The sequence below is a fragment of the Pseudomonas sp. PDM31 genome, assembly GCF_019218965.1.
Lineage (GTDB): Bacteria > Pseudomonadota > Gammaproteobacteria > Pseudomonadales > Pseudomonadaceae > Aquipseudomonas.
The window spans coordinates 49,339-72,562 of the sequence record NZ_JAHUWS010000014.1 but is presented as its reverse complement, the minus strand read 5'-3'; the positions used below and the strand labels follow the sequence as shown (position 1 = coordinate 72,562).

Sequence of the window (23,224 nt, the reverse complement as noted above, 5' to 3'; positions counted from 1 at the left end):
CAACATATCGTTATAACTCGATATAGCGAATCATGAGCTGGTCAGAGCCAAATCATATTTGTATATCGCGAAATACCGATTTAAAGTTCGCTTCATCGCGATATAGCGTTTCACTCATCACGAGCCCACACCATGACCATCAATCTCGACGAAATAATAAAAGCCCTGGCACACCCGGTACGGCGAGAAATCCTGCACTGGCTTAAGGACCCGACCGTCGAATTTCCCGACCAGTCCCACAGCAACGAGCACGGCGTTTGCGCCGGGCAGATCGATCAACGCTGCGGTTTGTCGCAGTCCACGGTGTCCGCACACCTGGCCACCCTGCAACGTGCCGGCCTGATCAGCAGCCGCAAAGTCGGCCAGTGGCATTTTTTCAAACGCAATGAGGAAACCATTCAGGAATTCCTCAAAACCTTCAGTAATGAGCTCTGACCCTTAACGTCAGTCGGCCCGAAAAGGAATCAACCCCATGCCCCTCTCGCTACTCATCCTGGCCCTGAGCGCCTTCGCCATCGGCACCACCGAGTTCGTCATCATGGGCTTGCTGCCCAACGTGGCGGCCGATCTCGGTGTGTCGATCCCCGGCGCCGGCTGGCTGGTGACCGGTTACGCCCTGGGCGTGGCCATCGGTGCGCCGTTCATGGCCCTGGCCACCGCCCGGTTGCCGCGCAAGGCCGCCCTGGTGGCGTTGATGGGGATTTTCATCATCGGCAACCTGCTCTGTGCCGTCGCCGGCGACTACAACGTGCTGATGTTCGCCCGGGTAGTGACAGCCCTGTGCCATGGCGCGTTCTTCGGTATCGGCTCGGTGGTGGCCGCCGGCCTGGTGCCAGCCAACAAACGCGCATCGGCCGTGGCACTGATGTTCACCGGCCTGACCCTGGCCAATGTCCTTGGCGTGCCACTGGGTACTGCCTTGGGTCAGGAAGCCGGTTGGCGCTCGACCTTCTGGGCCGTCACCGTGATCGGCGTGATCGCACTGATTGGCCTGATCCGTTTCCTGCCGGCCAAGCGCGATGAAGAAAAGCTCGACATGCGCGCCGAACTGGCCGCGCTAAAGGGTGCCGGAATCTGGCTGTCGTTGAGCATGACCGCGCTGTTCGCCGCCTCGGTATTCACCCTGTTCACCTACGTCGCGCCGCTATTGGGCGAAGTCACCGGCGTCTCGCCCCGTGGCGTGACCTGGACCCTGATGCTGATCGGCCTGGGCTTGACGGTCGGCAACATCATCGGCGGCAAGCTGGCGGACAAAGGCATGGCCGCGACACTGATCGGTGTCTTCATCGCCATGGCCGTGGTTTCTACCGTACTGACCTGGACCAGCGTCGCCGTGATTCCGACGGAAATTACCCTATTCCTCTGGGCCACCGCCTGTTTCGCCGCCGTACCGGCACTGCAAGTGAACGTGGTGACCTTCGGCAAGGCCGCTCCGAACCTGGTGTCGACCCTGAACATCGGCGCTTTCAACGTCGGCAATGCGCTGGGTGCCTGGGTCGGCGGCAGCGTGATCGCCCACGGATTCGGCCTGACCAGCGTGCCACTGGCCGCAGCCGCACTGGCGGTACTCGCCCTGCTGGTGACCCTGATTACTTTCCGCCAGAGCGGCAATCCCGAGCTGGCACCTGCTACCAACTGATTGACCATTACCTCACGAGGGTTGTATTGCATGACGACTATTTTCGATCCAATCAAACTGGGCGACCTTGAGTTGGCCAACCGCATCATCATGGCCCCGTTGACCCGCTGCCGCGCCGACGAAGGTCGCGTACCGAACGCGCTGATGGCCGAGTACTACGTGCAGCGTGCCTCCGCTGGCCTGATCCTCAGCGAAGCCACCTCGGTCACGCCGATGGGCGTCGGCTACCCGGACACCCCGGGCATCTGGTCCAATGATCAAGTACGCGGCTGGGCCAACGTCACCAAGGCGATCCACGGCGCCGGCGGCAAGATCTTCCTGCAGCTGTGGCACGTCGGCCGGGTTTCCCACGACTCGTACCTGAACGGCGAAAAACCGGTCGCCCCAAGTGCCATCCAGCCTAAAGGCCACGTCAGCCTGGTTCGCCCATTGGCCGACTACCCGACCCCACGCGCCCTGGAGACGGCGGAAATCGCCGACATCGTCGACGCGTACCGCACCGGTGCCGAGAACGCCAAGGCTGCCGGTTTTGATGGCGTGGAAATCCATGGCGCCAACGGCTATCTGCTTGATCAGTTCCTGCAAAGCAGCACCAACCAGCGTACCGACAACTACGGAGGCTCCCTGGAAAACCGTGCACGCCTGTTGCTGGAAGTGACCGACGCAGCCATCGAAGTCTGGGGCGCCGGCCGCGTGGGTGTGCACCTGGCACCGCGCGCCGACTCCCATGACATGGGCGATGACAACCTGGCCGAAACCTTCACCTACGTGGCCCGTGAACTGGGCAAACGCGGCATCGCGTTTATCTGCTCCAGGGAAAAAGAAGGTGCCGACAGCCTCGGCCCACAACTGAAGGAAGCCTTCGGCGGCCCCTACATCGCCAACGAACGCTTCACCAAGGACAGCGCCAACGCCTGGCTGGCCAGCGGCAAGGCCGATGCAGTCGCCTTCGGCGTACCCTTCATCGCCAACCCGGACCTGCCGGCTCGCCTGAAGGCCGACGCACCGCTGAACGACGCACGTCCGGAACTGTTCTACGCCAAGGGCCCGGTTGGTTACATCGACTATCCGACGCTGTAAAGACTGGGTAGGCTCGAACTGCAGGAGCGAGCATGCTCGCGAAGTACTGAAGAGCGCCGCGGGGTACCCGCTATCCCGCGTTATCGCTACCGACTATCGTCGGAACGCTGCCCGGAGTCTGCTCGCTCCTACGGTTGTACGCAAAAACGCAAAAGCCCCGATTCGAAAGAACCGGGGCTTTTTCATGCACGCGACGCAAAAAACGCACAAACAAAAACGCCGCTCAATGAGCGGCGTTTTTGTGAAATTGGAGCGGGAAACGAGACTCGAACTCGCGACCCCGACCTTGGCAAGGTCGTGCTCTACCAACTGAGCTATTCCCGCAAATGGCGTCCCCTAGGGGACTCGAACCCCTGTTACCGCCGTGAAAGGGCGGTGTCCTAGGCCACTAGACGAAGGGGACACGCTGCCCGGAACACATGGTGTGTGTTTCGGTGCCCAGATCCGCATCCGAAGACTTGGTTCTGGTTTCACTCAGCCCTGCCCGAAGGCAACGCTGTTTAAAATTGGAGCGGGAAACGAGACTCGAACTCGCGACCCCGACCTTGGCAAGGTCGTGCTCTACCAACTGAGCTATTCCCGCATTGGCGTCCCCTAGGGGACTCGAACCCCTGTTACCGCCGTGAAAGGGCGGTGTCCTAGGCCACTAGACGAAGGGGACACACGTACAACATTCACTCCCTGCTTCGTTTCGCTGTGTGCTTTACGCTGCAAGTGGCGCGCATTCTATGGATGGATTGAGAGGTCGTCAACCCCCTGATATAAATTTATTTAAATCAATGACTTCGACCTGCTTTTGGGCGCCCCTGAGGATTTTCCGCTGGTCGACATCTGGCGCCTATATTCTGACACCTCTCAAGGCGTTATAGTCAGCCCAGTGATGGCACTCTCTATAGTAGGTGCCATCATTTATAGAAGCAGGGATGCGGCCGATACAATTACAGGGATGTCCGATTCCTCCCGTCGTGCGGGCCCGGGCGCATATATGCAAGCCACCGGACTCACAGGCAAACCTATAAGAAGAGGTCTTACCGGTGACACCACTCATGATCACCCTGCTAGTCGTAGCCGGGATCGCACTGCTGATCGTCATTGGCTACATGAACCATGTAGTGGAAAACAACAAGCTGGAAAAGGCCCGTACCAAGGCTGAACTCAGTGACCGCTTGCGTCGCTGCGGCGAGATCACCGAAACCTTCCCCGGCCAGTTGATGACACCCGCGCTCAAGTTGCTGCTGACCCGCCTGGAACTGAACGTGTGCCATCGGCTGCTTAATCTGGAAAAATCCAGTGCCAACCTCAAGGCGCGAATCATCGAACTGGAAACCCTTGCCGCCCAGGGTGAATCCATCCCGGTCAACAACCCGCCGGCACCGATCCAGACCGAAGCCAAGGCCAAGGATGTACGCTTTTTACTCGAAGCCCTGCACGGCCAGATCACCCGCGCCGCACAGGACGGTTTCCTGCTGCCCACTGAAGCCAAACGCTGGATTCGCGAAGTCCGTCACATCCTCGTCCTGCTGCACATCGAGTTCTTCAACAACCTCGGCCAGCACTGCCTGCAACAGAACCAGCCCGGCCAGGCGCGCCTGGCGTTCGAACGTGGGGTGCAATACCTGCGCAAGCAACAGGAAGCACAGCTCTACGCCGAACAACTGGAGTACCTGGAAAAACTCCTGGCCCGGGCCAATGACCAGGTCATGGACCGCACAGCGCCGATGGAAGGCGAAGTGAATCAACTGACCCAAGGCCTCAAGGACGTCGAGGCGGATGCGGACTGGAAGAAGAAAGTGATCTACGACTGATCATGGGATGTTAAAAAGCCACCGAATGAGGTGGCTTTTTTATGTCGATTCGGGGGCGTGGCCTGCAAGCCGTCTTCAGAACGCCGTCACGCCACCATCCACAGCCAGCGAATGCCCCGTAGTGAAGGCCGCACCATCACTACACAGATACAACACGGCGCTGGCGATTTCTTCGACCTTGCCGATGCGACCTACCGGGTGCATGGCATTGGCGAACTCGCCTTTTTTCGGGTCGGCCTCATAAGCGCGACGGAACATGTCGGTGTCGATGACCGCCGGACATACCGCGTTGACCCGAATCTTTTTCTTGGCGTATTCGATGGCCGCCGATTTGGTCAAACCGATCACCGCGTGCTTGGAGGCTGCATAGATGCTCATTTTCGGTGCTGCCCCGAGACCGGCAACCGAAGCAGTATTGACGATCGCACCGCCGCCCTGGGCCAACAACAGTGGCAACTGGTATTTCATGCACAGCCAGACGCCTTTGACGTTGACACCCATGATCGCGTCGAACTCATCGAGCGTGCCATCGGCCAGCTTGCCTTTCTCGATCTCGATGCCGGCATTGTTGAAGGCATAGTCCAGGCGACCGTAGGTGGCGATCACTTCATCCATCAGGTTTTTTACATCGCTTTCCAGCGTCACGTTGCAGCGCACGAAGGTCGCTTCGCCACCTGCTGTACGAATCAGCGCCACCGTCCCTTCACCGCCCGCCGCGTCCATGTCCGCCACCACCACCTTCAGACCTTCGGCGGCGAACGCCTGGGCGGTCGCGCGACCGATACCGGCTGCTGCACCTGTCACCACTGCTACCTGCCCGGAAAACGTCATGCTCATTGCTGTGTCCTCGAAAAAAGAAAACGGGGGAAAGCGTGTTTTCAGTCTAGCGACAGGCACGCTGCCGACGGCAGCACTATCAGAAGCCCGGTTGGACACCCATGATTTGCAGTGATGGAACTGCCGTACCAACTATCACTGCTCTGGATCAGCCTGCATTCGCCACATCAGCCAAACTTGCGGCATTGACGTTGAAGGGCTATCAACAAAGCTCCATTCATCTTGAGTGCCTGTCATGACTACCCAGACCAATCGCCAATTCCTGCTCGCCAAACGTCCTGTAGGCGCGGCGACCCGTGAGACGTTCACTTATCAGGAAGTACCGGTTGGTGAGCCGGCGGCGGGTCAGATACTGGTCAAAAACGAATACCTGTCCCTGGACCCGGCGATGCGCGGCTGGATGAACGAGGGCAAGTCCTACATCCCACCGGTCGGTCTCGGTGAAGTCATGCGCGCCCTGGGTGTAGGTAAAGTCGTCGCTTCGAATAATCCGGGGTTCGCTGTCGGGGACTACGTGAACGGTGCACTGGGTGTGCAGGATTATTTCCTTGGCGAGCCGCGGGGTTTCTACAAGGTCGATCCGCAGTTGGCGCCGCTGCCGCGCTATTTGTCGGCACTGGGCATGACCGGGATGACCGCGTACTTCGCCCTGCTCGACGTCGGTGCGCCGAAGACCGGTGAAACCGTGGTGTTGTCGGGTGCAGCCGGGGCGGTGGGCAGCATTGCCGGACAGATCGCCAAGATCAAGGGTTGCCGGGTCGTCGGCATCGCCGGTGGTGCTGACAAGTGCAAGTTCCTCATCGATGAACTGGGTTTCGACGGCGTCATCGACTACAAGAACGAAGACGTCATCGCCGGCCTCAAGCGCGAATGTCCTAAAGGCGTGGACGTGTATTTCGATAACGTCGGCGGTGACATTCTCGACGCGGTGCTGAGCCGCCTGAACATGAAGGCCCGGGTGGTGATCTGCGGCGCAATCAGCCAGTACAACAACAAGGAAGCGGTCAAGGGGCCGGCCAACTACCTGTCACTGCTGGTCAACCGCGCACGCATGGAAGGTTTTGTGGTGATGGACTACGCCAGCCGATTCGCTGCGGCCGGGCAGGAAATGGCCGGCTGGATGGCCCAGGGGCAGCTCAAGAGCAAGGAAGACATTGTCGAGGGACTGGAGACCTTCCCGGAGACGCTGATGAAGTTGTTCAGCGGGGAGAATTTCGGCAAGTTGGTTCTGAAGGTATGACCGTTATTTGATCTACCCATTTGCCAATGTGGGAGCGGGCTTGCTCGCGAATGGGGGTGTGTCAGTCAACATCAATGTTGCCTGACATGCCCTCTTCGCGAGCAAGCCCGCTCCCACATTTGGTTTTCAGCGATTGATCAGGCGAGTTCGGCCACCACCGCAGCCAGCGCTTTGGCCGGGTCTGCCGCCTGGCTGATCGGGCGGCCGATCACCAGATAGTCGGAACCGGCATCCAGCGCCTGGCGCGGGGTCAGGATCCGGCGCTGGTCGTCCTGGGCGCTGCCCGCCGGGCGAATCCCCGGGGTCACCAGTTGCAGGGACGGGTGCGCCGTTTTCAGGGCCTGGGCTTCCATTGCCGAGCACACCAGACCGTCCATCCCGGCTTTTTCGGCCAGTGCCGCCAGGCGCAGAACCTGCTCTTGCGGCTCGATGTCCAGGCCGATACCGGCCAGATCCTCACGCTCCATGCTGGTCAGCACGGTCACACCGATCAGCAGCGGCTTCGGACCGCTGCGCTGGTCGAGCACTTCACGGCACGCAGCCATCATGCGCTGGCCACCGGAGCAATGTACGTTGACCATCCATACGCCCATCTCCGCAGCCGCTTTGACGGCCATGGCAGTGGTGTTGGGGATGTCATGGAACTTGAGGTCGAGGAACACTTCGAAACCCTTGTCACGCAGGGTGCCGACGATTTCCGAGGCACAGCTGGTGAACAGTTCCTTGCCGACTTTGACCCGGCACAGCTTCGGGTCCAACTGATCGGCCAGCTTCAGTGCGGCGTCACGGGTGGGGAAATCCAGGGCGACGATGATAGGAGTCTGGCAGGCGGACATGAGTGGGCTCTCAGGCAAGTCGAAATCGGCGCGCATTGTAGCGGAACCAGCGCCGCTGCGGGACCCGATGATCGGTAAATCGTCGAGAACACTCAGCCAAGACTAGTCTTTGGGGCCATTGTGTCGAGCCCGATACAGACACGACACACTCTCGACACCCCCGCCTCAGGACTTCAGGGCCTGCGATCTTCAACGCGGGCTTGCGTCTTGCTCCAGTCAGTCAACAGGCTGTAAGCCACCGCCAGCAACGTCGGGCCAATGAACAAACCGATGAAGCCAAAGGCGATCAACCCGCCAAACACCCCAAGCAGCACGATCACCAACGGCAGGTTGCCGCCCCGGCTGATCAGGTACGGCTTGAGCACGTTGTCGACGCCGCTGATGATGAACATGCCCCAGGCGCCGAGAAATACCGCCATGCCGTACTCGCCCTTCCAGGCCAGCCAGGCCGTGGCCGGAATCCATACCAGCGGTGGTCCCATGGGAATCAGGCTGAGCAGGAAAGTCACGATACCGAGCACCAGCGCCCCGGGCACCCCGGCAATCAGGAAGCCAATAAGCGCCAGCACGGCCTGGGCCGCCGCAGTACCGATCACACCATTTACCACCCGCTGCACCGTACCGGCCACCAGCTCGATGTAATAGCCGGCACGCTGACCGATCAGGCGCTCCAGCAAGCCGTGAACAAACGCCGCCAGCCGAGGCCCGTCCCGATAGAAGAAGAACACGAAGACGATGCTCAGGGTCAGCTCGAGAATCCCGCCGCCGATCTGCGCGCTGCGCGCCAGCAACCAGTTGCCGACCTGCCCTAGATAAGGCTTGAGCGATTGCAGCATCGCCGCACCTTGCTGGTCGATGCTGTTCCAGATCCCCGTCAGGCGCTCGCCCACCAGCGGAATGCTGCCCAACCAGGCCGGAGCTTCAGGCAGGCCTTCGACCTGTGCATCCTTGATGAACGCCGTGGCATCGCGCACATGATCGGCAAGGTTGAAACCCAGCCATACCAGGGGAGCTGCTACCAGCACCATCCAGCCCAGCGTCAGCAATGCCGCCGCCAGGGATTCGCGGCCATTGAGCCAGCGGGTCAGCAGACGCATCAATGGCCAACTGGCAAAGGCCAGGACCGCGCCCCAGAACATCGCCGACCAGAACGGCGCCATCACCCACAGGCTCGCGCCAAACAGCACCACGAGCAGGATCTGCACCAAAAGGCGATCGTTATTGATCATCTGCAATCTCGAAAAAGTCAGTCAGCAAAAGAGTAGGCGAACGTGTCGCCCACGTTCGCCGGGTAAAGCCTACCGCAATAGTACGATGTGCAGGCCAGAGCCTTCGACACTGCCGGTTTCCAGGCGCGCCGCGCGTACGCCCTGGCCGATCAGCGCCTGACGCCAGGCCTCGGCATTGGCTCCGGAAACACTGACCCGCAGGGTGGTGTCCAGGTTCAGTCCGCGAGAAATCAGACGCAGCCAAGCGTCATCAGGTGCTGAAGTCAGTTTGGGGAAATCGAGTTCGCCGGTGCTCTTGAGTTCACGCAACAAGGTCGCCGACGTCGGCAGCAAATCGCCCAATGGCGCTGCGGCGTCGAACTGTTCGACGTGCAGATAGGCTTTGCGATTGCCACGGGTGATGCTGTAGAGCGCTACCAGGGTATTGTCCCGGGGGGCGGCCAGCCGCAGCAGCAAATAGGCTTGTTGATCGTCGGAGCCATACAGCTTGGCATTGCCGAAAACTTCGTTGGCCCATAGGCTGCTTTCACCGCAATCGCGGGCCTGGCACCAGAACAGCAATTGCGCGTCCTGTTTCTGCAACGCCTCGCGGGCGGCGGTGAAGGCTTCGGTCGATGAATGTTCCGGTGGCAGCTCGTAGGTCACCGAAGTGGCATTGCCACGGGTGCTGACCTGACCGTCGAAGCGCAACTGGCCGCTGATCTTGCGGATCGAGCCCAAGGGATAGATCCGCTCCAGTTCGGCTGCGGGGCGATAGTCGACGATCTGCGCGTCGGCCATGCGCGGCACGATCGGCAGGTCCTGACTTCCCGGAACATCGGCGGCAAACAACTGGGGGCTGAGACAGCATAGCGCCAACAGGCTGATGGAACGCACGGATAGACTCATTGGATCAGCATGGCCTGGGCATCCTTGACGACAGTGGCTTGATCGGGGCGTTGCGGCGCCCAGGCAGTTCCACCGATGGCGCGATCGACATTCGGGGTCGCGGTGTAGAGATCTATCATGGTTGTCTCCCTTTTCAACCCGCCCAGCCTCGACAGTTGCCCGGCGCAAGTCAAGGAATGGCGAAGAACCGATTGAAACAGTCTGCGACAAGATCCGCACCGGCTTCGTCATTCAGGTGCAAATGGTGCCCGCCTGGCAGCTGTTCATGGCTAAAGGGTAGACGTTCCAGCAACTCGGGATGTTTGGCGAGCATGCCGTCGGCAGCCACCACCAGTTTCGCCGGACAGCTGACTCGCTGGACGAAAGCCATGGCCTGCTCGGTGGTCAGACGCAGCGGCGATGGCAATGTGAGACGACTGTCAGTGCGCCAGGTGTAACCGCCCGGCACCGGCATCAGGCCACGTTGCGCCAGCAGTCCGGCGGCTTCACGACTGACTGCCACCAGACCTTTCATGCGCACCTCGATGGCCCGATCGAGTGTGTCATAGACCGGTTTGCGCTTTTCCCGCAGATCCAGCTGCGCCTGCAGGGCCATGCCCATGCGTTCGGCGGCGTTTTCGCCTTTGTCGGTAGGAGGAATGATTCCATCGATCAACGCCAGGTGAGTGACACGCTCCGGCATCGAACCGGCAATGATCAATGAAGCGATGGCACCCATGGAGTGCCCCAGCAGGGCAAAACGCTGCAAGCCCAGTTGTTCGGCGACCTGCAGTACGTCATGGGCATAATCCCACATGGCGTATCCGGCACCCGGCGGGCGGTGTCCGGAATGGCCGTGGCCGGCCATGTCCAGGGCGATGATGCGCAGGCCTTTGAGCTTGGGCGCCAGGCGCGCGAAGCTGTTGGCGTTGTCCAGCCAGCCGTGCAGGGCAATGACCGGCAAACCGTCTTGCGGGCCGAACAAGTGCGCCGCCAGCTCGATGTGCGGCAGGCTCAGGCGGACTTCTTCGAAGACGTGGTTCATGCGCAATCCTGTTGTTGGCGGCCATCCCAGCGGTTGAACAGATCTTTCAACAACGAGGCGGTATCCAGCGGTCGCTCAAGGGGAAACATGTGGCCGCCGGGCATGGTCAGGGACTCGCCCTGGGGCAGGCGGCCGACGGAACTGGAATGGTGACGCATCACCACGCGGCTATTGTGCCCGCGCACCACCGCCAGGGGCACTTTCAATTGCCGGGTGCTGCCTGGACTGGTGTGTGGAACGCCACGGTAGATGCTGATTTCCGTGGCCGGGTCGAAACGCAGGCGCAGCTTGTCACCCACCTGGTGCAGGCCATGCTGCAGGTAGGCATCAAAGCATTCCGGATCGAAACCGCGAAACAGGGTTTTACCGGCGAAATAGCGACGGGCACTTTCCAGGTCGCAAAACTCCTCGCGACGTCCCAGGGTGCGTCCGGCCGGGGTCAGGCGGTCGATGAAACCGAAACGCTTGGCCGCGCGGATGACCCATTGATCGGTGCGGGTCAGTACCGGTGAATCGAGCATGACTACGCCGCGATACAGCTCGGGACAACGCAATGCCGCGTGCAGGTGCAACACGCCACCGAAGGAGTGGCCAACGCCCCACACCGGTTGTGATTGCTGCTGCAGGTGATGAATCAGCTCATCGACCAGGTTGTACCAGTTGTCGTCCGCCGGGAAGCGCGGGTCATGGGCGTGTTGCTCCAGATGCGTCACCTGAAACTCGGGTGCCAGCGCCGCAAACAACTTGCCGTAGGTCCCGGAAGGAAAACCATTGGCGTGGGCGAAAAATATCTGTTGCGACATACCTGCAAATCCATGAGCGAGAACAGGGGTTCATTGTCCGCAAGGAAACATCTTGCAGCAATGACCGTAACTGACAGGAATGATGACAGTCAGGTCAGATCAATCATGGGGGGCTGTTGAATCGTTTGCCCCTCACCCCAGCCCTCTCCCAGAGGGAGAGGGGGCCGACCGAGGTGTCTGGTGTCATACATCGACCTGAGAAATCGAGTCGATTATGGATTCGCACAGCACTGTCAGATCGCAGTATTTCTAAAGAAACCCACGATCAGTCCCCTCTCCCTCCGGGAGAGGGTTAGGGTGAGGGAGCTAACCCAAGAGTCGAGCTGATTACGGATTCACCCCAGCACTGTCAGGTCGCATTATTTCTAAAGAAACCCACGATCAGTCCCCTCTCCCCCTGTAAAAGGTGTAAACGATGTCCCCGGTTCATGTGTAAAGGATGTACCGGTCTCTACAGTGAGGGATCGATCCAACTGCGCGAACCCGATCTCAACGTGCCGGCGGCTGCTCACCCAGCGGCACCACCGCCATGGTCAAGCGCGACACGCAACTGGCCTTGCCTTCGTCGCTGGTCAAGCGAATATCCCAGACATGGGTCGTGCGCCCGATGTGAATCGGCTTGGCCACCGCCGTCACCCGCCCGCTGCGCAGCCCACGCAGATGATTGGCGTTGATTTCAAGGCCCACGCAATAGAACTTGCTGGCGTCGATACACAGGTAGCTGGCCATTGAGCCCACCGTTTCGGCCAATACCACCGAGGCGCCACCGTGCAGCAAGCCGTAAGGCTGGTGAGTGCGGTGATCGATGACCATGCTCGCGGTCAGGGACTCTTCGTCGAAGGCTTCGAAACGGATATCCAGCACTTCGCCAATGGTGTTTTTCTGGATTGCGTTCAACTGTTCGATGTTGGGAGTGGTACGCCACAGGCTCATCGCAGATTTCCCTTATTGGTTTTGTTCGTCCATCAATCCTGCCACAACACGGCTTCGCTGCGCTCGCTCCACTCTTCGAAGCGCCCGCCGTAAGCCGCTTCGATCACGTTGCGCTTGATCTTCAAGGTCGGCGTGAGAAAGCCGTTTTCCACCGCCCAACTGTCCTTGACCACCACCAGGCGGCGCAAACGTTCGTGCTTGTCGAGGGCGCTGTTGACCTCTTCCAGAAGTTTTTCCAGGCTCGAATGCAAACCGGCGCGCGCAGACCCGCCGGCATCCTGTTGACCAACCGCGGACAACACGCACAACCCCAGTGGCGCACTCAAGCCATCGCCGACCACACAGACCTGTTCAATGCGCGAATGCACCGCCAGGCGATTTTCAATCGGTGCCGGGGCCACGTACTTGCCTTTGCTGGTCTTGAAGATTTCTTTCAGGCGCCCGGTCAGGCGCAGGTTGCCTTCGGCGTCCTCCTCGCCCTTGTCGCCAGTGCGTAAAAAGCCGTCTACGGTGAGGGTGTCGGCAGTTTTTTCCGGTTCCTTGTAATACCCGAGCATGGTGGCGCCACTGCGCACCAAAACCTCCCCCGTGTCGTCAATCCGCACTTCGACATCCGGGCAAGGCTTGCCGATCCAGCCCGGCTTGTTCTGCCCCGGCAAACAGATATGCGAATAACCGCAGCTTTCGGTCATGCCGTAGACCTCCAGCACATCCAGCCCCAACTTGCGGTACCACAGGAGCAAGGTCTGCGGCACCGGCGCAGCACCGGACAGGGCTACTCGCAAGGCATCGAGCCCAAGCCCGACCAGGACCTTGTGCCCGACCCGCTTGCCGATAAATGGCAGGCCAAGCAGGAAGTCGAGACGTTTGGCCGGGATTTTGCCGTAGACGCCCATCTGGAATTTGGTCCAGATGCGTGGCACGCCAAACAGTGCCGTTGGCCGCGCCCTTTGCAGGTCAGTCAAAAAGGTGTCGAGGCTCTCGGCAAAGAATACCGTTTGCCCCGTATAGATCGACGCCATCTCGACGAACATCCGCTCGGCCACGTGGCACAGCGGCAGATACGACAGAAGCCGGTCCGATTCATTGAGGCCGAACAGTCCGGTGCCGCGAGTGGTCGCAAACCCCAGGTTGCCGAAGCTGTGCATCACCCCTTTGGGCACGCCGGTGGTGCCAGAGGTGTAGATGATGGTTGCCAGTTGATCGGCAGCGGGCTTTGGGTTGTCCTGGATCGGTGAGCTGCGTAGCAGATCGCTCCAGGCGAAATCAAAGGTGCCAGGCGGATGCAACGGCAGGCTGATGGTCGGCAGTTGCGGGTTGACCCCGCGGGACATCCCCGGCCAGTCGTCGAGTTTGCCGATGAACGCCAGCGCCGCTTCGGAATGCTCAAGTACCTGGGCAACTGACTCTGCGGTGAGGTTCGGGTACAGCGGCACTGACACGTGCCCGGCCATCCAGATCGCCAGGTCGGCGATGATCCAGTGCGCGCAGTTTTTCGATATCAGGGCGATGTGGCTGCCCTGGGGCAGTTCCCGCGCGCGCAACCAGTGGGCTGCGCAACGGGCCTGATGACCGACGTCCGCCCAGGTCAATGTCTCGACCTGGCCGCCTCCGACAGGCTGCACCAGGAAGCGCTGCCGGGGATGACGGGCCTCACGCTCGTAGAAAACGTCCAGTGGCAAACGAAAAGCAGCAGACATGCGACTCGCTCCAGTGTTTTTTGTTCTGGAGCAAGCGTAGTCAACCAAGCAAGTGCTTGGTTATTTTTTTAAGGATGCTTGATGCTGTCGAGCGTCATCGACCCGACCAGAAGCTCATCACCCTTGATTTCTGCCAACCCGGCGGTGCTCACCTTTTCCGGCGGGTATCCCGCACCGTGTTGCAGGTAGCTCAACAAGTTGCCCACCAGCGGGTTGTGACTGACCAGCAGGACGTCACTCACCGACACCAGTTGCTCGGCCACTTTGTCCGAATCGGAGTCCGGGGTCAGCCAGTCGACGGTGCGGATTTCCGGTTCGAAGCCCAACGTCTCGCGCACCAGTTGCGCGGTCTGCTGTGCGCGCAGGTAAGGGCTGGCATAGATCGCAGTCAGCGGCTGCCCCATCAACAACGCGGCGCTGTGAAGCACTTCCTCGCGCCCCCGCTCCGTCAGCTCCCGCTCCGAATCGTGGACGCGCGAACCGTGTGGCACGGCTTCACCATGACGCAATACCCAGAGTTTCATAGTTTGGGTTCCTCATCTCGTACCGGATGCGGTGCGGGCGCCACGGCATGCGGTGCTTCACCCTCCAGTGTGCGTGGCGTCGGCCAGTCGGCGAACGGCCAGGGCTTCTGGTCGCTGTGAAAAGTGCCGAAACGACCGATCTGTGCCAGGAACTGGCTCAGGCTGTCGCCGAAGTTCATCAAGCTGGCGCTCGGAGCGCCATAGACCAAACGATAGATCAACTGCACCAGCACGACGCCGCCCAGGATGAACTGCGCCACTTGCCAGATCACTACATAGACGACCATCCACAACACCCGCAGCAGGATGGATTCGTACCGGGCTTCTATTTTCGGATCGTTCATGCGAGCTCCCTGATGCTTAGTTGAAACCACTGGTGGAAATGAAATCGACGTCGGTTTTCGGCTCGCCACGCATTAACAGACCAATGACCTGCTCCAACGTGCGCCCTTCGAACAGAATCGCGTGCAACCCGGCGACCAGCGGCATGTACACACCGACTTCCTGGGCCTTGGCCTTGAGCACCTTGAGGGTGTTGACCCCCTCGGCGACTTCGCCCAGGCGCGTGACCGCCTCTTCCAGGCTCAGGCCCTGTCCGAGTGCGAACCCGACCTGGTAGTTACGGCTCTTGGGTGAAGAGCAGGTGACGATCAGGTCACCCACGCCGGCAAGCCCGAGGAACGTCATCGGGTTGGCGCCCTGGTTCACCGCGAAGCGGGTCATTTCCGCCAGCGCCCGGGTGATCAGCATGCTTTTGGTATTTTCCCCCATGCCCAGCGCCACCGCCATGCCGGCGATGATTGCGTAGACGTTCTTCAGGGCCCCACCCAACTCCACGCCGAAACGGTCGGCGCTGGCGTAGACGCGAAAAGTCCGGCCATGCAAAGCCGCCTGGACCTGCCGGCACAGCTCTTCGTCTTCACTGGCAACCACAGTCGCGGTCAGCGCGTGTTCAGCGATTTCCCGCGCGAGGTTGGGCCCCGACAACACACCGATGCGAGCTTGCGGAGCGATCTCTTCGAGAATCTCGCTCATCAGTTTGAACGTCTGGGCTTCGATGCCTTTGGTCAGGCTTACCAGCAACTTGCCAGTCAAGCGTTCGGCATGGGGCACCAGCACCGAGCGCAACGCGCTGGACGGCAGTGCAACGAAACACAGCTCGCAGGCTTCGAGGGTGGCCACAAGGTCGGTGACCGGCGTGACGCCGGGCAGAATCTTGATGCCTTTGAGGTAGCGCGGGTTCTCGCGATTGACCCGAATGGCCTCGGCCTGCTCGGGGTCACGCATCCACTGCAGCACCTGATGCCCGTTCTCGGCCAGCAGATTAGCCACGGCGGTACCAAAACTTCCGCCTCCCAGGACCGCAATTGGGCGCTGTTCAGTCATATGCAATCCGTTAATCCATACCAGTGGCGATGTTGGCATTATACGGAGCGGCCCATCCTCGACCAGCCCCGCTGTTAATTACCGACTTTTGTAGGAAGAAGCCCGATAGATCCGCGGAAAATGCCAGCATCATCAATGGAAAAGTCGATCAGCTCGGTTAACATGCGCGCCATCCATCGTTGACAGGGATGTGCTGTGACCCCGGATTTCGCTTCATCACGTTCGCCGCTGGTGCTGGCGCTGATCTTCAGTTCGCCATTGCTGGCCGACGACCTGTTTCTCGACGGTGAGGAAATGCCGCAAGTGTTGACGGCCACGCGCCTGAAGCAGTCGCCGGCTGCCGTGCCGGGGAGCATGACCGTGATCGATAGCGCGCTGATTAGCGCCAGTGGCGCCAGGGACGTCAGCGAACTGTTGCGTCTGGTGCCAGGAATGATGGTCGGCAACATCAGTGGCAATCAGGCGGCAGTGAACTATCACGGCACCAATGCCACCGAAGCACGGCGCATGCAGGTATTGATCGACGGCCGCTCGGTCTACCGCGCCGGCCTGGCGGTGGTGGACTGGAGTGACATCCCGGTAGCCATGGAAGACATCGAGCGCATCGAAGTGTTTCGCGGCCCGAACACGGTCAGTTACGGCGCCAATGCGCTGATGGCGGTGGTCAACATCATCACCCGGCGACCGGCCGACAGCCACGGCACGCGCCTGAAGGTGACCCGGGGGCAGCGTGGCATCAACGATTTTTACGCCAGCCAGGGTGTCGGCTGGGATGACGGTGACTTGCGACTGTCCCTGTCCGGCCAGCAGGACGATGGCTTCGACTACGACCGCAGGGGCGCCGATTACCATGACAGCCGTCGCCTGGAGCGCTTCAACCTCGCGGTCAGTCACACACTAGACGAACGCCAGAGCCTCGATTGGCAATTGAATGCCAAGGACGGCACCAATCAGCGACCCTATGACTACCGTCCGGTGTTTTCCGGGATAACCAGAGCCGGCGACAATTCCGACGTTACCTCCAAGGATTACGCCGGCTCCTTGCGCTGGAATCTGGACTTCAACCCCGATCACAGTCTGTATGTCCAGGGCTCGGCCCAGCACTGGGATCGCCAGCAAACCTGGCGTGCCTGTGATGCCGAGATTTCGTTCAGCCCGCAACTGACCGAACTGTGGCAGCTCAACCCGAACTACACCGAACGCCTGGCCCGAAATATCACCCGGTTCATCGGCTCCGGCGCACCACCCGGCACCCCGGCCGAGCAGGCGCTGGCCAATCAGGTACTCGAGCAATGGCGCAACGGTGCCAGTCAGACCGTCTGTGGTGACATTGACCAGAGTGTGCGCGAATCGCGCTACGACCTGGAACTGCAGGACACCCTGAGCCTGTCCGACAGCCTGCGACTGGTCAGCGGCTTGAACTATCGTTACGACCGGGCGGATTCCGAGACCTATTTCGATGGCACGCTCGATGACACGACGTGGCGGGCATTCGGCCAATTCGAGTGGCGCGCCACGCAACACTGGCTGCTGCAAGGCGGCGCCATGTACGAAGACACCCGCTTGATCGGCAGCTCACTGACCCCGCGCGTCGCCGTCAATTACCTGATCAACCCGCGCCACGGCTTGCGTGCGGTGTATTCTGAAGCGATCCGTTCGCCGGACATGTTCGAGGACAACGTCAACTGGAGCTATCGGGTCAGCAATCTGCGACCCGGGGCCTTTGGCCAGTCCAGTGCCCGTTACTTCGTCAGAACCCGCGGTCCCGGTGACCTCGAACAAGAGCACATGCGCTCGCGGGAACTGGGCTACAACGGCTATTTTGCCGAGATCGGGCTGGCGTTGGATGTGAAGCTGTTCCACGACGAAATCACCGGCATGATCAGCGAACCACTGCGCAACAATCAGTACATTGCCAGTAACTCGAACAAATCACGCTTCTCAGGCGCCGAAACCCAGTTCGACTGGCGGCTCGGCAATGCCGATCGCCTGCGGCTGACGTATGCCTATGTCGATGCCGACACCAGCGATCCTCTGGACGCCAGGCAGACTGCGCGCAACAGCGGTTCTGCCGGCTGGCTGCGCGACTGGGGGCGGGGCTGGAACAGCGCGCTCTTCTACTATGGTGACGATGCCCTCAATGGCTACCGCTTCGAACGGGTCGATGCACGCATCGCCAAGCGCATCGGCCTGGGCAAGGCCAACCTGGAACTGGCCGGCGTGCTCCAGCAACGCCTGGACAACCAACCGACCACTTTCGTCGATAACAATTATGACGAACGCCAGGTGATGTACTTCAGCGCCGAGCTGGAGCTTTAAGATGCTGCATTGCCGATCATGGCGAACGCCAGGCCTGGGGCGCCTGATGGCGGTGCTATGCCTGCTGCTGAGCAGTCTTGCAGGCAGCCCGCCAGGTCATGCTGCGGACATTCTGCTGACCGCTGCCGAAGAAACCCCCGGTATGCAGGCGTTTACTCAAGCCCTGGCCGAGTTGCGGCCGAGCGACAGCGTGCGCTTCCAGGTGCTGGCCAACTTACCTGGGCCAGGCAAACTGCCTGACGATACCCGATTGATTTTACTCGACCTGCCGAGCCTCGATTGGCGCCTTCAAGATGCACAGGGCCCGGCCACGCTGGTGTTGCGCATCAGCCGCCTGCAAGCACGGCAACGCCTGAGCACCAGCCTGCCACCCCGGCTCAGCCTGCTGTGGAGCGATCCCCCGCTGGAACGTCAGTTGCGCCTGACCCGCCTGTTGTTGCCTCAGGTCAAACGGGTCGGCGTGCTCTATGACACGCACAGCGAATTCCTTTTGAGCGAATTGCGGGAGTCGGCCCACCCCTTGGGTCTGGAGGTGGTCCCTCAGCGCTGGGACGATACCCGCGACAGCCGTCCATTAAACAAACTGCTGAGAAAATGCGAAGTCCTGCTCGGCTTGGACGACCCCGACCTGTACAACTCGTTGACCGCGAAAAACCTGCTGCTGAGCAGTTATGCACGCCAGCTGGCGCTGATCGGTCCCAATGCCGGTTTCGTCAAGGCCGGCAGCCTGGCCAGCACTTACAGTGATCAGAGCGATTGGCTGGCCATCCTCGACGAATTGCTCGACCGCCCGCCAGCGACCTGGCCGCGCACGCAATACCCGCACCGTTTCAAGGTCGCAAGCAACCCGCAGGTAGCTCGCTCATTAGGCATCGAACAGATAAACGAAGCGTCAGTCGCGAAATTGCTGGCCGAAGGAGAACGCCGCCCATGAGCTTGCGTCGCAGCTGGGACATCAATACCCGCACCCAGCTCATCAGCCTCGGCCCTGCCCTGCTGCTGACATTGATGTTGATCAGCTTCTTCACCTTCGTGCGCATTCAGGATTTGCGTCAGGAGATCACTCACACGGGTCAGTTGATCGCCAACCAACTGGCCCCCGCCACCGAGTACGGAGTGATCTCGGGCAATAACGAAGTGCTTGAAAGTCTGCTCAAAGCCACCCTGGCCACGCCCAACGTGCGTTTTCTGGAGGTCCAGGACAGTGCCAACCGGGTGCTGGTGTACGTCGAGCAACCCACCGCACACCACAATCGCGCGCAACAGGTGGAAGTCTTCCAGGCGCCTGTCCGGCTGCAACGGATCGCCTTGCAAAACGATTTTCTGCAGGGCGGCAGAGTCGCCACAACCACCCCGGGCGAGGACTATCTGGGCCGGGTCATTGTCGGGCTTTCCAACGATGCCTTCAGTCGGCGCCAGCAGGAAATCCTGCTCAAGGCGGCGATACTGGCGCTATTCGCACTGTTGTTCACATTTTTGGTGGCCCGGCGCCTGGCCAGCAGTCTGTCGCAACCGATCCGCGATATCGGCAACGCGGTCAAGGCGATCCAGCAAGGTGATTACAAAAGACCGCTGCCCATCGTCGACGACACCGAGCTGGGAGCGTTGTCGCAACACATCAACAACCTCGCCGGAGCCCTTGAACAGGCCAGTCGCGAACAGCATCAGGCAATGGCTCAGTTGATCCAGACCCGTGAAGAAGCGGAAATGGCCAATAACGCCAAGTCCGACTTCCTCGCCATGATGAGCCATGAATTGCGCACGCCGATGAATGGCGTGCTGGGCATGCTGCAGTTGCTGGAAACCACCGACCTCACCGAAGAGCAGGTCGAATACGCGGCGCTGGCCTGCGAATCCACCGAACATCTGCTCAAGGTCATCAACGACATTCTGGATTTCTCCCGTATCGAGCGTTCGGAACTGGAGCTCGAACACATTGCGTTCAACCTCGCCGACCTGATCGCCAGCTGCGCCCAGTCGTTCCATCACAGCGCTGCGCAACGCAGACTCGATCTGCAATTGAGAGTCCCCGAAGACATGCGCGGGTTGCAGGTGAAAGGCGATCCGACGCGCATCCGCCAGATACTGGTCAACCTGATCGGCAACGCGCTGAAGTTCACCGAGCAGGGAAGCATCAGCATCGAAGCGCAGTGGCAGTCGCTGGATCACGAATTGCTGTGGTTCACCTGCACCGTCCGTGACAGCGGAATCGGCATCCCGGCCGAGAGCCTGGAATTGATGTTCAACGCCTTTCAGCAGGCCGACAGCTCCATTTCCCGGCGCTATGGCGGTACCGGCCTGGGCTTGCCGATTGCGCGCACCCTCGCCGAACGCATGGGTGGCACGCTGCGCGCCCGGAGCGAGGAAGGTCTGGGTTCGGCGTTCACCCTGGAAATCCCCCTGGCACTCGATCAACACACGCAACCGACCCCGGCCCCGCGCGCGCCAAGCGGCAACAGCGACGGTGAGGGGCGCAATGTACTGCTGGTCGAGGACAATCCGGTCAACCAGACGGTCATCGAAGCCATGTTGCGCAGCCTGGGTTTCAAGGTAAGCATTGCTGGCGACGGCGCGCAGGCGGTACGCAGTGCCGAGAGTCTGATTTTCGAGGCGATTCTGATGGATTGCCGGTTGCCGATCATCGATGGCTATGAGGCTACTCGGCAAATCCGCCAGTTGCCCGGATGCTCCGATGTGCCAATCATTGCCCTGACCGCCAACGCCTTGCAGGGCGACCGCGAAGCCTGTTTGTCAGTGGGCATGAACGATTACCTGGCCAAGCCGTTCAAACGCACTGATTTGCAGCAAATTCTGCAGCGTTGGGTGCAGTAGTGCAGGCCTTTCGACCATCTGCGACTGGCGTGAAAGGCGAAAGTGCGGCAGTCTTAGGCACCTCGACTGGCCCGAAAATGGGCTTGAATAATAATTTCAGTGCACAAGTGTACATTCATGTCCTTGGTACTGTGACTTTCACCACAACGCAATAGTCTATGAGTAGGCTGCCGATTCGAGGCATGAACGCGTCGATCGGCCGGGAAGATCTGCCCCACCTGCCGCATGGGATTATTGAGGAGCTCGCATGACCAAACAAAACGCCTTTACCCGGGAAGACCTGCTGCGCTGCAGTCGCGGTGAGCTGTTCGGCCCTGGTAACGCGCAACTGCCCGCCCCGAACATGCTGATGGTCGATCGCATCACCCTGATCAGCGAAGAAGGTGGCAAGTACGGCAAAGGTGAATTGGTCGCCGAGCTGGATATCACCCCGGACCTGTGGTTCTTCGCCTGCCACTTCGAAGGTGACCCGGTGATGCCAGGCTGCCTGGGCCTCGATGCCATGTGGCAACTGGTCGGCTTCTTCCTCGGCTGGCAAGGTCTGCCGGGCCGTGGTCGTGCGCTGGGTTCGGGCGAAGTGAAATTCTTCGGCCAGGTCCTGCCAACCGCCAAGAAAGTCACCTATAACATTCATATCAAGCGCGTCCTCAAGGGCAAGCTGAACCTGGCCATCGCCGATGGTTCGGTTACCGTCGACGGTCGCGAAATCTACACCGCCGAAGGCCTCCGGGTCGGCGTATTCACCTCCACTGACAACTTCTAAGGGTTATTCGCATGCGCCGCGTCGTTATCACTGGTCTGGGCATTGTTTCGTGCCTGGGCAATGACAAAGAGACCGTCTCCGCTAACCTGCGTGCAAGCCGCCCTGGCATCCGGTTCAACCCGGAATATGCCGAAATGGGTCTGCGTAGCCAGGTTTCCGGCTCCATTGACCTCAACCTTGAAGAGCTGATCGATCGCAAGATCTATCGCTTCGTCGGCCACGCGGCAGCTTATGCCTACCTGGCCATGAAAGACGCCATCACCGACTCCGGCCTGACCGAAGAGCAGGTGTCCAACCCGCGCACCGGCCTGATCGCCGGTTCCGGTGGCGCATCGACCCTCAACCAGATGGAAGCGCTGGACATCCTGCGTGAGAAAGGCGTCAAGCGCGTCGGCCCATACCGTGTAACGCGGACCATGAGCAGCACCGTTTCCGCGTGCCTGGCCACGCCGTTCAAGATCAAGGGCCTGAACTACTCCATCGCTTCTGCCTGCGCCACCAGTGCTCACTGCATCGGTACCGCCATGGAACAGATCCAGATGGGCAAGCAGGACATCGTCTTCGCCGGTGGCGGTGAAGAAGAGCATTGGAGCCAGTCGTTCCTGTTCGACGCCATGGGCGCCCTGTCCAGCAAGCGCAACGACACGCCGGAAAAAGCTTCCCGCGCCTACGATGCCGACCGTGACGGCTTCGTCATCGCCGGCGGTGGCGGCATGGTTGTGGTTGAGGAGCTGGAACACGCTCTGGCTCGCGGCGCGAAGATCTACGCCGAAATCGTTGGCTACGGCGCGACTTCCGACGGCTACGACATGGTTGCCCCAAGTGGCGAAGGCGCGATCCGCTGCATGCAGCAGGCGCTGTCCACCGTTGACACCCCGATCGACTACCTCAATACCCACGGCACCTCGACTCCGGTCGGCGACGTTGCGGAAATGAAAGGTGTGCGTGAAGTGTTCGGCGACAAGGCTCCAGCCATCAGCTCGACCAAGAGCCTGTCGGGTCACTCCCTGGGCGCCGCCGGCGTTCACGAAGCGATCTACTGCATGCTGATGATGGAAGGCAACTTCATTGCCGGCTCCGCCAACATCGACGAGCTGGATCCGGAAGTGGCTGACCTGCCGGTGCTGACCAAGACCCGCGAAAACGCCACCATCAACACAGTGATGAGCAACAGCTTCGGTTTCGGTGGCACCAATGCCACGCTGGTACTGAAGCGCTGGGAAGGCAAGTAATTCCCAGCCGCTGAGCCGCACATGAAAACGCCCCGACTGGTTCGGGGCGTTTTTTTTGGTCTGCGAAAACATCATGCCCCAACACAAACCCCCTGTAGGAGTGAGCCTGCTCGCGATAGCGGTGGATCAGCCACCATCATCGGTGTCTGACACT

The 23,224-nt window shown here is 60.4% G+C and carries 22 protein-coding genes and 4 tRNA genes; 10 read left to right on the top strand and 16 right to left on the bottom strand.

Annotation, left to right across the window (positions count from 1 at the left end; all coding sequences use genetic code 11):
* Positions 1–132: 132 nt before the first annotated feature.
* Genes KW839_RS23740 through KW839_RS23730 form a run of 3 tightly spaced genes read left to right on the top strand, consistent with a single transcriptional unit; the run spans position 133 to position 2,719 of the window.
* Positions 133–435 carry a helix-turn-helix transcriptional regulator gene (locus tag KW839_RS23740; protein ID WP_060540731.1) on the top strand — a complete coding sequence of 101 codons (303 nt, stop codon included), beginning with the start codon at positions 133–135 and terminating at the stop codon, positions 433–435.
* A 37-nt stretch (positions 436–472) separates the two neighbouring features.
* A complete protein-coding gene (locus tag KW839_RS23735) occupies positions 473–1,639 on the top strand; it encodes an MFS transporter (protein WP_218425662.1) in 1,167 nt (388 codons plus the stop codon).
* Between the two features lie 30 nt (positions 1,640–1,669).
* On the top strand, positions 1,670–2,719 hold the full coding sequence (locus KW839_RS23730; RefSeq protein WP_060540733.1) for an alkene reductase: 1,050 nt from the start codon (positions 1,670–1,672) through the stop codon (positions 2,717–2,719).
* Between the two features lie 248 nt (positions 2,720–2,967).
* Here KW839_RS23730 and KW839_RS23725 read toward each other — a convergent pair.
* The 4 genes from KW839_RS23725 to KW839_RS23710 form a co-directional block, all read right to left on the bottom strand.
* Positions 2,968–3,043, bottom strand: a tRNA-Gly gene (locus KW839_RS23725).
* Between the two features lie 3 nt (positions 3,044–3,046).
* Positions 3,047–3,122, bottom strand: a tRNA-Glu gene (locus KW839_RS23720).
* A gap of 104 nt (positions 3,123–3,226) precedes the next feature.
* Positions 3,227–3,302: transfer RNA gene (locus KW839_RS23715), tRNA-Gly, on the bottom strand.
* 2 nt (positions 3,303–3,304) lie between these two features.
* Positions 3,305–3,380 (bottom strand) — tRNA-Glu (locus KW839_RS23710).
* Between the two features lie 385 nt (positions 3,381–3,765).
* On the opposite strand from KW839_RS23710, the gene KW839_RS23705 reads away from it, so the two are divergent.
* Entirely contained in the window at positions 3,766–4,524 is a 759-nt protein-coding gene (locus KW839_RS23705) for a hypothetical protein (protein ID WP_218425661.1), read from the top strand.
* A gap of 75 nt (positions 4,525–4,599) precedes the next feature.
* Here the strand turns inward: KW839_RS23705 and KW839_RS23700 are convergent, their stop codons facing one another.
* Positions 4,600–5,361 (bottom strand): SDR family oxidoreductase, encoded by a 762-nt coding sequence (locus KW839_RS23700; protein ID WP_218425660.1) that lies wholly within the window; start codon positions 5,359–5,361, stop codon positions 4,600–4,602.
* A 235-nt stretch (positions 5,362–5,596) separates the two neighbouring features.
* On the opposite strand from KW839_RS23700, the gene KW839_RS23695 reads away from it, so the two are divergent.
* On the top strand, positions 5,597–6,601 hold the full coding sequence (locus KW839_RS23695) for an NADP-dependent oxidoreductase (RefSeq protein WP_060540736.1): 1,005 nt from the start codon (positions 5,597–5,599) through the stop codon (positions 6,599–6,601).
* Between the two features lie 137 nt (positions 6,602–6,738).
* Here KW839_RS23695 and pyrF read toward each other — a convergent pair whose 3' ends face one another.
* The 11 genes from pyrF to KW839_RS23645 all read right to left on the bottom strand — a co-directional run bounded on the left by pyrF (position 6,739) and on the right by KW839_RS23645 (position 15,924).
* Positions 6,739–7,437 (bottom strand): orotidine-5'-phosphate decarboxylase, encoded by a 699-nt coding sequence (gene pyrF, locus KW839_RS23690; RefSeq protein WP_218425659.1) that lies wholly within the window; start codon positions 7,435–7,437, stop codon positions 6,739–6,741.
* Between the two features lie 173 nt (positions 7,438–7,610).
* Positions 7,611–8,666: an AI-2E family transporter gene (locus KW839_RS23685; protein WP_060540738.1), complete on the bottom strand. Its 1,056-nt coding sequence runs from the start codon at positions 8,664–8,666 to the stop codon at positions 7,611–7,613.
* A 69-nt stretch (positions 8,667–8,735) separates the two neighbouring features.
* The gene (locus KW839_RS23680; RefSeq protein ID WP_060540739.1) at positions 8,736–9,542 is read right to left on the bottom strand and encodes a DUF4892 domain-containing protein; all 807 of its coding nucleotides are present in this window, start codon (positions 9,540–9,542) and stop codon (positions 8,736–8,738) included.
* 8 nt (positions 9,543–9,550) lie between these two features.
* A complete protein-coding gene (locus tag KW839_RS27760; RefSeq protein WP_256352807.1) occupies positions 9,551–9,673 on the bottom strand; it encodes a hypothetical protein in 123 nt (40 codons plus the stop codon).
* Positions 9,674–9,723: 50 nt separating this feature from the next.
* A complete protein-coding gene (locus KW839_RS23675; RefSeq protein ID WP_218425658.1) occupies positions 9,724–10,578 on the bottom strand; it encodes an alpha/beta hydrolase in 855 nt (284 codons plus the stop codon).
* Positions 10,575–11,381 (bottom strand): alpha/beta fold hydrolase, encoded by an 807-nt coding sequence (locus tag KW839_RS23670; protein WP_218425657.1) that lies wholly within the window; start codon positions 11,379–11,381, stop codon positions 10,575–10,577. The genes KW839_RS23675 and KW839_RS23670 overlap by 4 nt, the downstream gene beginning before the upstream one ends.
* Positions 11,382–11,870: 489 nt before the next feature.
* Positions 11,871–12,314 carry a hotdog fold thioesterase gene (locus KW839_RS23665; protein WP_042560476.1) on the bottom strand — a complete coding sequence of 148 codons (444 nt, stop codon included), beginning with the start codon at positions 12,312–12,314 and terminating at the stop codon, positions 11,871–11,873.
* A 32-nt stretch (positions 12,315–12,346) separates the two neighbouring features.
* Positions 12,347–14,014, bottom strand: a complete 1,668-nt coding sequence (locus tag KW839_RS23660; protein WP_218425656.1) for an AMP-binding protein — start codon at positions 14,012–14,014, stop codon at positions 12,347–12,349.
* A 68-nt stretch (positions 14,015–14,082) separates the two neighbouring features.
* Positions 14,083–14,538 (bottom strand): phosphohistidine phosphatase SixA, encoded by a 456-nt coding sequence (gene sixA, locus KW839_RS23655; protein ID WP_060540743.1) that lies wholly within the window; start codon positions 14,536–14,538, stop codon positions 14,083–14,085.
* On the bottom strand, positions 14,535–14,882 hold the full coding sequence (locus KW839_RS23650) for a DUF4389 domain-containing protein (RefSeq protein WP_218425655.1): 348 nt from the start codon (positions 14,880–14,882) through the stop codon (positions 14,535–14,537). Before KW839_RS23650 ends, sixA begins: the two co-directional genes overlap by 4 nt.
* Positions 14,883–14,898: 16 nt before the next feature.
* Positions 14,899–15,924: an NAD(P)H-dependent glycerol-3-phosphate dehydrogenase gene (locus tag KW839_RS23645; RefSeq protein WP_218425654.1), complete on the bottom strand. Its 1,026-nt coding sequence runs from the start codon at positions 15,922–15,924 to the stop codon at positions 14,899–14,901.
* Positions 15,925–16,119: 195 nt separating this feature from the next.
* Between KW839_RS23645 and KW839_RS23640 the strand changes: the two genes are divergently transcribed.
* From KW839_RS23640 to fabB, 5 genes are all read left to right on the top strand, one after another.
* Positions 16,120–18,243 carry a TonB-dependent receptor domain-containing protein gene (locus KW839_RS23640; RefSeq protein ID WP_218425653.1) on the top strand — a complete coding sequence of 708 codons (2,124 nt, stop codon included), beginning with the start codon at positions 16,120–16,122 and terminating at the stop codon, positions 18,241–18,243.
* 1 nt (position 18,244) lies between these two features.
* The gene (locus KW839_RS23635; RefSeq protein ID WP_218425652.1) at positions 18,245–19,177 is read left to right on the top strand and encodes an ABC transporter substrate-binding protein; all 933 of its coding nucleotides are present in this window, start codon (positions 18,245–18,247) and stop codon (positions 19,175–19,177) included.
* Positions 19,174–21,075, top strand: a complete 1,902-nt coding sequence (locus tag KW839_RS23630; protein ID WP_218425651.1) for an ATP-binding protein — start codon at positions 19,174–19,176, stop codon at positions 21,073–21,075. Before KW839_RS23635 ends, KW839_RS23630 begins: the two co-directional genes overlap by 4 nt.
* 247 nt (positions 21,076–21,322) lie before the next feature.
* Complete coding sequence (gene fabA / locus KW839_RS23625) at positions 21,323–21,838, top strand: 3-hydroxyacyl-[acyl-carrier-protein] dehydratase FabA (RefSeq protein WP_003179264.1); 516 nt, start codon at positions 21,323–21,325, stop codon at positions 21,836–21,838.
* 11 nt (positions 21,839–21,849) lie between these two features.
* Positions 21,850–23,070 carry a beta-ketoacyl-ACP synthase I gene (gene fabB / locus KW839_RS23620; RefSeq protein ID WP_007974551.1) on the top strand — a complete coding sequence of 407 codons (1,221 nt, stop codon included), beginning with the start codon at positions 21,850–21,852 and terminating at the stop codon, positions 23,068–23,070.
* Positions 23,071–23,224: the final 154 nt, after the last annotated feature.

Excerpts from the sequence above, each read along its gene's own strand:
- KW839_RS23740 (WP_060540731.1), top strand. The coding sequence starts at position 133 with ATGACCATCAATCTCGACGAAATAATAAAAGCCCTGGCACACCCGGTA.
- KW839_RS23735 (WP_218425662.1), top strand. The coding sequence starts at position 473 with ATGCCCCTCTCGCTACTCATCCTGGCCCTGAGCGCCTTCGCCATCGGC.
- KW839_RS23730 (WP_060540733.1), top strand. The coding sequence starts at position 1,670 with ATGACGACTATTTTCGATCCAATCAAACTGGGCGACCTTGAGTTGGCC.
- KW839_RS23705 (WP_218425661.1), top strand. The coding sequence starts at position 3,766 with ATGATCACCCTGCTAGTCGTAGCCGGGATCGCACTGCTGATCGTCATT.
- KW839_RS23700 (WP_218425660.1), bottom strand. The coding sequence starts at position 5,361 with ATGAGCATGACGTTTTCCGGGCAGGTAGCAGTGGTGACAGGTGCAGCA.
- KW839_RS23695 (WP_060540736.1), top strand. The coding sequence starts at position 5,597 with ATGACTACCCAGACCAATCGCCAATTCCTGCTCGCCAAACGTCCTGTA.
- pyrF (WP_218425659.1), bottom strand. The coding sequence starts at position 7,437 with ATGTCCGCCTGCCAGACTCCTATCATCGTCGCCCTGGATTTCCCCACC.
- KW839_RS23685 (WP_060540738.1), bottom strand. The coding sequence starts at position 8,666 with ATGATCAATAACGATCGCCTTTTGGTGCAGATCCTGCTCGTGGTGCTG.
- KW839_RS27760 (WP_256352807.1), bottom strand. The coding sequence starts at position 9,673 with ATGATAGATCTCTACACCGCGACCCCGAATGTCGATCGCGCCATCGGT.
- KW839_RS23675 (WP_218425658.1), bottom strand. The coding sequence starts at position 10,578 with ATGAACCACGTCTTCGAAGAAGTCCGCCTGAGCCTGCCGCACATCGAG.
- KW839_RS23670 (WP_218425657.1), bottom strand. The coding sequence starts at position 11,381 with ATGTCGCAACAGATATTTTTCGCCCACGCCAATGGTTTTCCTTCCGGG.
- KW839_RS23665 (WP_042560476.1), bottom strand. The coding sequence starts at position 12,314 with ATGAGCCTGTGGCGTACCACTCCCAACATCGAACAGTTGAACGCAATC.
- KW839_RS23660 (WP_218425656.1), bottom strand. The coding sequence starts at position 14,014 with ATGTCTGCTGCTTTTCGTTTGCCACTGGACGTTTTCTACGAGCGTGAG.
- sixA (WP_060540743.1), bottom strand. The coding sequence starts at position 14,538 with ATGAAACTCTGGGTATTGCGTCATGGTGAAGCCGTGCCACACGGTTCG.
- KW839_RS23650 (WP_218425655.1), bottom strand. The coding sequence starts at position 14,882 with ATGAACGATCCGAAAATAGAAGCCCGGTACGAATCCATCCTGCTGCGG.
- KW839_RS23645 (WP_218425654.1), bottom strand. The coding sequence starts at position 15,924 with ATGACTGAACAGCGCCCAATTGCGGTCCTGGGAGGCGGAAGTTTTGGT.
- KW839_RS23635 (WP_218425652.1), top strand. The coding sequence starts at position 18,245 with ATGCTGCATTGCCGATCATGGCGAACGCCAGGCCTGGGGCGCCTGATG.
- KW839_RS23630 (WP_218425651.1), top strand. The coding sequence starts at position 19,174 with ATGAGCTTGCGTCGCAGCTGGGACATCAATACCCGCACCCAGCTCATC.
- fabA (WP_003179264.1), top strand. The coding sequence starts at position 21,323 with ATGACCAAACAAAACGCCTTTACCCGGGAAGACCTGCTGCGCTGCAGT.
- fabB (WP_007974551.1), top strand. The coding sequence starts at position 21,850 with ATGCGCCGCGTCGTTATCACTGGTCTGGGCATTGTTTCGTGCCTGGGC.